Raw genomic sequence first — 6,467 nt, forward strand, 5'->3', positions numbered from 1 at the left:
CGCGGTCGGGCTGGTTCCCGGTTACGAACCGAGCGGCTTCCTGCCCGGCATCGGAATTTGGGGTGCGGTGATCCTGACGCTGTTGCGGCTGATCCAGGGCATCGGCGTCGGCGGCGAATGGGGCGGCTCGGTGCTGCTGGCGATGGAATGGGCGCAGACCAACAAGAACCGGGGCTTCCTCACCTCATGGCCGCAATTCGGCGCGCCGGCCGGACTGTTCCTCGCCAACGTCGCGGTGCTGTTCTTCAGCTGGTACTCGGGCGATCAGTTCCTCGTCTGGGGCTGGCGCATCCCGTTCCTCATCAGCATCGTCATGGTGGCCGTGGGCCTGTGGATCCGTCTCGGCATCCTCGAGACGCCGGTATTCAAGCGCATCCTCGCCGAGAACAAGGTCGAGCGCGCGCCGATCATCGAGGTGTTCAAGCGTCAGCCGCGCGAGGTCATCCTGTCGGCGCTGGTGCGGATGGCCGAGCAGGCCCCCGGATACATCTTCAATGCCTTCGTGCTCACCTACGGCACGCTGGTGGTCGGCGCCTCGCGCAATCTGTTGCTCTCGGGACTGGTCGCCATGACCGGGCTCGGCTTCATCACGGCCCCGATTGCCGGCGCATTGTCGGACCGCTACGGCCGCAGGAACGTCTTCATCTTCGGCTGCGTGTTCGTTGCCGTGTTTACGTTCATCTATTTCGCGATGCTCGACACCAAGGAGCCGGTGCTCATCTTCATCGCGATCGCGCTCTCGTTCATTCCCGTCATGACAATGTACGGCCCGGAGGCCGCGTTGATCGCGGAATCGTTCACGCCGCGGCTGCGCTACAGCGGTGCCTCGATCGGCTACCAGCTCGCCTCGATCATCGCAGGCGGACCGGCGCCGTTCATCTCCACATGGTTGTTCTCAACCTATCATTCCGCGTTCCCGATCGGCCTCTACGTCTGTGCATGCGCCGTGATCAGCATCTGCGCGGCCCTGCTGCTGCCCGACCAGACCAACAAGGACATCGCCCTCGAGGTGCATTACGGCGACGCCTGAGCGGGGCGGCGCAGGGCCGCCCAGGCATATCGCTCGTCATCGGGATCGAGCAGCGCGATCGGGCGCTGCGCGATCCGCCACGCGGTCAACAAAGAGTCCGGCTCTTTCGAAGTCGGAAGAAACTCATTTCCGCGGCGGCCGGCTTCCTGATCCGCAAGCTAATAACCATAGTCCCCGCCATAACGGGCACCATAGTAACCGCCGCCATAACCGCCGCCGTAGTAGCTGTCGCGGTTCCAACCGTCACCGTAGACGCAGCATGGCGGCGGCGTGTAGACCCGGCAGCAGGGCGGCGGAGGAGGGGGCGGAGGCGGAACATAGGCCTGGCAGCCGCAGCCGCCCCTGTAATAGCCGCCGCCATACCCATAGCCACCGGGGAAGTAGTCGGCTGCTTCGGCCTTGAAAGGAATGGCGGCGACAGCGAGTGTGAGAGCTGCCGTGGACACGACGGCTATCCTGCCGAATCTCAGCATCATGACGCATCTCCTGTTATTATTTTGGCGGTGAACCCGCACTTGGATCGCAGTCTGCCAACTGAGACGTCAAACAAGGCGGTAGCTGGGATTTCCGAGCGGCTCTCTCGCGATATCTCGCGATATGGTAAATGCGAGGACCGTCAGATGGTTTGCCGAGACGGCCGCCCGTCTGGGTCTTTCGGCTTCGACGACATCGCGGGCCGCCGCCTGCGGCCGATGGCGCACGCTCGCTTCTCAAGCGGGTGATGCCGATGGGATCGAGTACCCCGCATGCCCGTCTCGCCTCGCCCGGCAGCCGTAAACCGTCGAAACTGCGGGTTACGCGAAGCGATGAACGCCCTTCACAAGCGACGAATAAGTCCCACAAAAGGACTTTCAGCTTTCACGCACCCGTAACAGAACTGACATGCGTGACACATAGCGTCCATCTCCGTTTCAACTCGACAACCATATTTTCAAGTTCACAGGAGGGGCACTATGCTCAAAGAGCGGACAAAAAGCCTACGCGACCGGACTGTCGTCACTGCCGCTATCTTGTCATTGATGGGAAGCAATTCCTATGCTGGCCCGATCGGCGGAGCGAACACTAACGATCGCAAGACCGACAGCCCGATCAAGCACGTCATCATCATTATGGGTGAGAACCGCACGTTTGACCACGTGTTCGCGACCTATGTTCCGCGCGACGGCCAGTTTGTCGATAACCTGCTGTCGAAGGGCATCATCAATATCGACGGTTCGCCCGGCCCGAACTACGCCAAGGCGGCGCAATTCGCCGCGAGCGATACCCAGTACTATTCCAATCATCCTGGCGGCAAGACACCGTACGGACCAACCAACCGGTCTCAAGCCCCAGGCACGTCCTATGCTCCTCTGAAATGCTATGCGGACATCTACAACCCCGACACAGGCGCTGCGGTCAACGGGCCCGGCTGCGTCGCGAGCCTATCGCTCGCGCAACAGGCTGAAACCGTCGCCGATACGGCCGGCTTGTACAGCCTCGAGACGAAGGATCTGCCCCTGCTGACCACCGGCGCGACCGGCCTGTCGAGCAACTGGCCTGACTCGCGCGTTGCGAACTACAACAATCTGCCGAGCGGACCGTATCCATTGGTGACCTCGCAGGGTGGAAGCCTCTATGACACCTATGGCGGCAGCCCGGTCCATCGCTTCTACCAGATGTGGCAAGAGCTCGACTGTGACGCCGGTAAGGTGACACGGCGCAATCCGAGCGGATGCCAGGCCGACCTGTTCCCCTGGGTCGAGGAAACCGTGTCCTCAGGCAGCAACGGCAAGCCGATTCCAACCCCGGTGCCGGTGCCCTTGCTCAAGGAAGGCAACATCGCGATGGGCTTCTACAACGTCGCCAAGGGCGACGCGCCCTATTTCACCCAGCTCGCCCGCGAATACACGCTGCTCGACAATTACCACCAGCCGGTGATGGGCGGCACATTCGCCAACCAGATGATGTTCGGATACGCCGACGCGCTCTGGTATTCTGACGTCAATGGCGACCCGGCAACGCCGCCGTCCAACCAGATCGAAAATCCCAACCCGATGGCGGACACCAATAACTGGTACACGCAGGACGGCTACGGCGGCGGCAGCTACACCAACTGCTCCGACTCATTGCAGCCCGCAGTCGCCTCGATCGTGGGCTATCTCGACGCCGTGCATGTGTCGCCGAACTGTGCGCCCGGCCACTATTATCTCCTGAACAACTACGTTCCCGCCTACATCGGCAGCGGCAAGACGGACCCGACCAACAATGGTCCGTTCACGCTGCCGCCTGTCATCAAGCAGAAGCACATCGGCGACGTGCTCAACGAGAAGCACGTGTCATGGGCCTATTTCGGCGAACGCTGGACCGACTTCAAGACCGCACCAGGTCTGGGTGCGAACTTTGGCACGATCGATCCTGCGGCCTATCTCTACTGCAACATCTGCAATCCCTTCCTGTTTTCGGCATCGATCATGACCCATGCCGATCAACGGGAAGATCACCTGAAGGACGTCAGTGACCTCTACGACGGTATCGCCAGCGGCAACCTTCCGGCGGTGTCGTGGGTGAAGCCCTCGACGTTCAACGACGGCCATCCGGCGTCATCGAAGTTCTCGATCTTCGAAGCCTTCGCGCGCAAGATCATCGACGGCGTGAAGGCCAACAAGGAGCTCTGGGAATCGACCGCGATCCTGGTCACCACCGACGAGGGCGGCGGCTATTACGACTCCGGCTATGTGCAGCCGGTCGACTATTTCGGCGACGGCACCCGCATCCCGATGCTGGTCGTGTCGAAATATTCGCAGGGCGGCCGCGTGTCGCATGAGTATAGCGATCACGCCTCGACGATTAAGTTCATCGAGCGCAATTGGGATCTGCCGAAAATCTCGGATCGCAGCCGCGACAATTTGCCGAACCCGAAGACTGACGACAACCCCTACGTCCCCAAGAACCGCCCGGCGCTCGGCGACCTCTTCGCTAGTTTCGACTTCGATCGTGATCATCATCACGGCCAGGGTGACGACCGACAGTGAATGCCCGCGGAGGCAGCTTCCAGTGATGGAAGCAGCTTCGCTGGCCACGCTAAAAGGCAGAAGGCCGGGCTGATGCAGCCCGGCCTTCGTGATGGAGTGAGGCATGTCACCGACCGCTGCTCGACAAGCCAATCTGCCGCTGATGGACGAAGCGCGGCGCGCCTTCGCCGCGGGCGACTTGGCAAGCGCCGAGCGAGCCTGTGCGCAAGTTCTCGCGGCCTCACCAGCCAGCGGCGAGGCCTGGGCGCTGCTTACGGAGACCGCGCTGTTGCGCGGCCGCGTCGATGCGGCAATCGTCTGCGCCAATCGCGCGGTCGAACTCACACCCTCAAATCCGATCGCGCAGATCTTGCGTGCCAAGTGCCTGCTCCTTTCCGGCGATGCACGCGCGGCGCTGCAGGCAGCCGAAGCTGCTTCGAAGATGGCCGATCACACCCCCGAGGCGCTTGACGCGGTCGGCGCGATTTTCGGCCTGCTCGGGCAACACGGAAGGGCAAAGGAATTCTTCCAGCGTGCCGTCACCCTTCGCCCCGACGTGCCGCAATATCTGTTCAACCTAGCCGCAACTGAACGAATGACAGGCGCGCTCGGCGATGCGGAGGCGCATTGCGACGCGGCCATTGCGCTGGATCGCCATTACGGTCTTGCCCATTACCTGCGCGCGGACCTGCGCACCCAGACCGCTGCTCGCAACCACATCGTCGAAATGGAGGCGCTCGTCGACGAAGGCAAACTCGCGCCTGCCAGCCAGGTGATGTTGCGCTTTGCCCTTGGCAAGGAGTGCGAGGATCTGGAGATGCATGATCGCGCCTTTGATCATGTCGATTCCGCTTGCCGTCTTCAGCACCGCTTGATGACGCAGGACCGCGCTGCTGAAATCGCCGAGATCGATCGCCTCATCAAGACTCACACCCGAAGCTGGCTCGATGCCGCGCCGCCGGGCTTTCAGGCCGCAGCTCCAGTCTTCGTCTGCGGATTGCCGCGCACTGGAACGACGCTGGTCGAACGGATCATCGCCAGCCATCCGACGGCAAGCTCGGTGGGTGAAACGAGCGCGTTCGCGGCCGAAATGCGACGCGCCGGCAGCGGCGCATCAGGCGACATCGCAGGCGTCGGCAAACGGTATATCGACTCGGTGACCGCGTTCGGCGTGAAGCACGACGCGTGCTTTGTCGACAAGACGCTGCAGAACTACCTCTATTGCGGCCTGATTCACGCAACACTTCCCAAAGCCAGGATCATTCTGGTGCAGCGCCATCCGCTCGATGCGTGCTGGGCGATCTACAAGGCCCATTTCCAGGGCAAGTTTGCATTCGCTTACGACCAGATCGAGCTGGCGGAATATTATCTGGCCTACCGCAGGCTGGCGCGGCATTGGCGAACCGCGCTGCCTGCCGGCGTGCTGCTGGAGATCAACTACGAGGATATTGTGAGGGATCAGCTTGCAGCGAGCCGCCGGCTGATCGCCTTTCTTGGGCTACCCTGGGACGACGAGGTCCTTCGCTTTCACGAGAGCCCCGCGCCGTCAGCGACCGCCAGCGCCGTCCAGGTGCGACGGCCGATCTATGCCTCATCGATCGGCAAGTGGCGGCACCATGCGAATCGGCTCTCGCCGTTACGCGCGCGCCTGGCGCGCGAGATTCCGGAACATGAGCTGGTATGAGCTCGATCTTCCGGCCTCGGCGCGCCCAGGAACACTCCTACCGAAATCGTCGACAGGCTCGACGGTGAAATCAATGCCGCGCTCGTCGATCCTCAGTTCACGGCGCAGCTTGCCAACCTGGGCGCTGCGGTGCTTGGCGGCTCGCCGGCCGATCTCGAGCGTCTCCTCGCCGACGAAACCGAAAAGTGGGCCAAGGTGATCCGGATCGCCAACATCAACCCGACCAAACCGCGGAGATTGGAGGTTGGTTCCTCGACGGATGTGAGGCCGGTTAGGGTCATTCACGACTTAGTCCGACCGCCTCGTCATGTCCGCAATTCGCCGTTCTCAGACACCAGGATTTCGGGCTTGAGTCCGCCGTGGCAATGGCCGGAAAACAGGCGGGGTCGCATCGCGCCGCCCCTCGGTGTCACGCGCCGACTCCACCGCGATGCGCTCCTCGCTCGGGCGATTTTGTTCGGCGTTTCAAGCGAGGAGAGCCGGTTGCAGCCATCAAAGACAGCGATGAATCGCAAGCCGGGCACCGGCAGCCATGCAAGCGACGTGTGTGGATCGGAGGCAAGTCCGGTCCGCCTAAATTTTCCGCTTTCATTTTTTCCGAAATTGTGGCTATATAGGCGCGTCCCGATTCCACCAGGAGGGGCGCTTCGCGATCGTCACGGACGTTGGGAGCGGGATGCGATGGACGCGTGTGTGCTGCGAGACGAGCAGCAGGCCGCGGACTGCCAAGGCGTGTGGTCCTGGTCCCCCGACGCTGGGATCA

At 62.2% G+C, this 6,467-nt stretch carries 4 protein-coding genes and 1 pseudogene; 4 read left to right on the plus strand and 1 reads right to left on the minus strand.

The genetic code is table 11. The annotated features are described in order from the left end of the window. A partial coding sequence (locus tag JOY90_RS09885) for an MFS transporter (protein WP_291690951.1) occupies nt 1-1,030 on the plus strand: 1,030 nt, incomplete at its 5' end. 158 nt (nt 1,031-1,188) lie between these two features. Here the strand turns inward: JOY90_RS09885 and JOY90_RS09890 are convergent. Then, the gene (locus tag JOY90_RS09890) at nt 1,189-1,506 is read right to left on the minus strand and encodes a hypothetical protein (RefSeq protein WP_291690952.1); all 318 of its coding nucleotides are present in this window, start codon (nt 1,504-1,506) and stop codon (nt 1,189-1,191) included. 543 nt (nt 1,507-2,049) lie between these two features. On the opposite strand from JOY90_RS09890, the gene JOY90_RS09895 reads away from it, so the two are divergent. The 3 genes and pseudogenes from JOY90_RS09895 to JOY90_RS40095 all read left to right on the plus strand — a co-directional run. Further along, entirely contained in the window at nt 2,050-4,041 is a 1,992-nt protein-coding gene (locus JOY90_RS09895) for an alkaline phosphatase family protein (RefSeq protein WP_291690953.1), read from the plus strand. A 142-nt stretch (nt 4,042-4,183) separates the two neighbouring features. Beyond that, the gene (locus tag JOY90_RS09900) at nt 4,184-5,704 is read left to right on the plus strand and encodes a tetratricopeptide repeat-containing sulfotransferase family protein (RefSeq protein WP_291690954.1); all 1,521 of its coding nucleotides are present in this window, start codon (nt 4,184-4,186) and stop codon (nt 5,702-5,704) included. A 24-nt stretch (nt 5,705-5,728) separates the two neighbouring features. Beyond that, a pseudogene (locus JOY90_RS40095) lies at nt 5,729-6,467 on the plus strand (tripartite tricarboxylate transporter substrate-binding protein); the annotation flags it as partial.

This window comes from Bradyrhizobium sp. (assembly GCF_019242285.1).
GTDB lineage: Bacteria > Pseudomonadota > Alphaproteobacteria > Rhizobiales > Xanthobacteraceae > Bradyrhizobium.

Bases quoted from the DNA above. Each gene is read 5' to 3' on its own strand.
- JOY90_RS09890 (WP_291690952.1), bottom strand. From the start codon at position 1,506: ATGATGCTGAGATTCGGCAGGATAGCCGTCGTGTCCACGGCAGCTCTC.
- JOY90_RS09895 (WP_291690953.1), top strand. From the start codon at position 2,050: ATGGGAAGCAATTCCTATGCTGGCCCGATCGGCGGAGCGAACACTAAC.
- JOY90_RS09900 (WP_291690954.1), top strand. From the start codon at position 4,184: ATGGACGAAGCGCGGCGCGCCTTCGCCGCGGGCGACTTGGCAAGCGCC.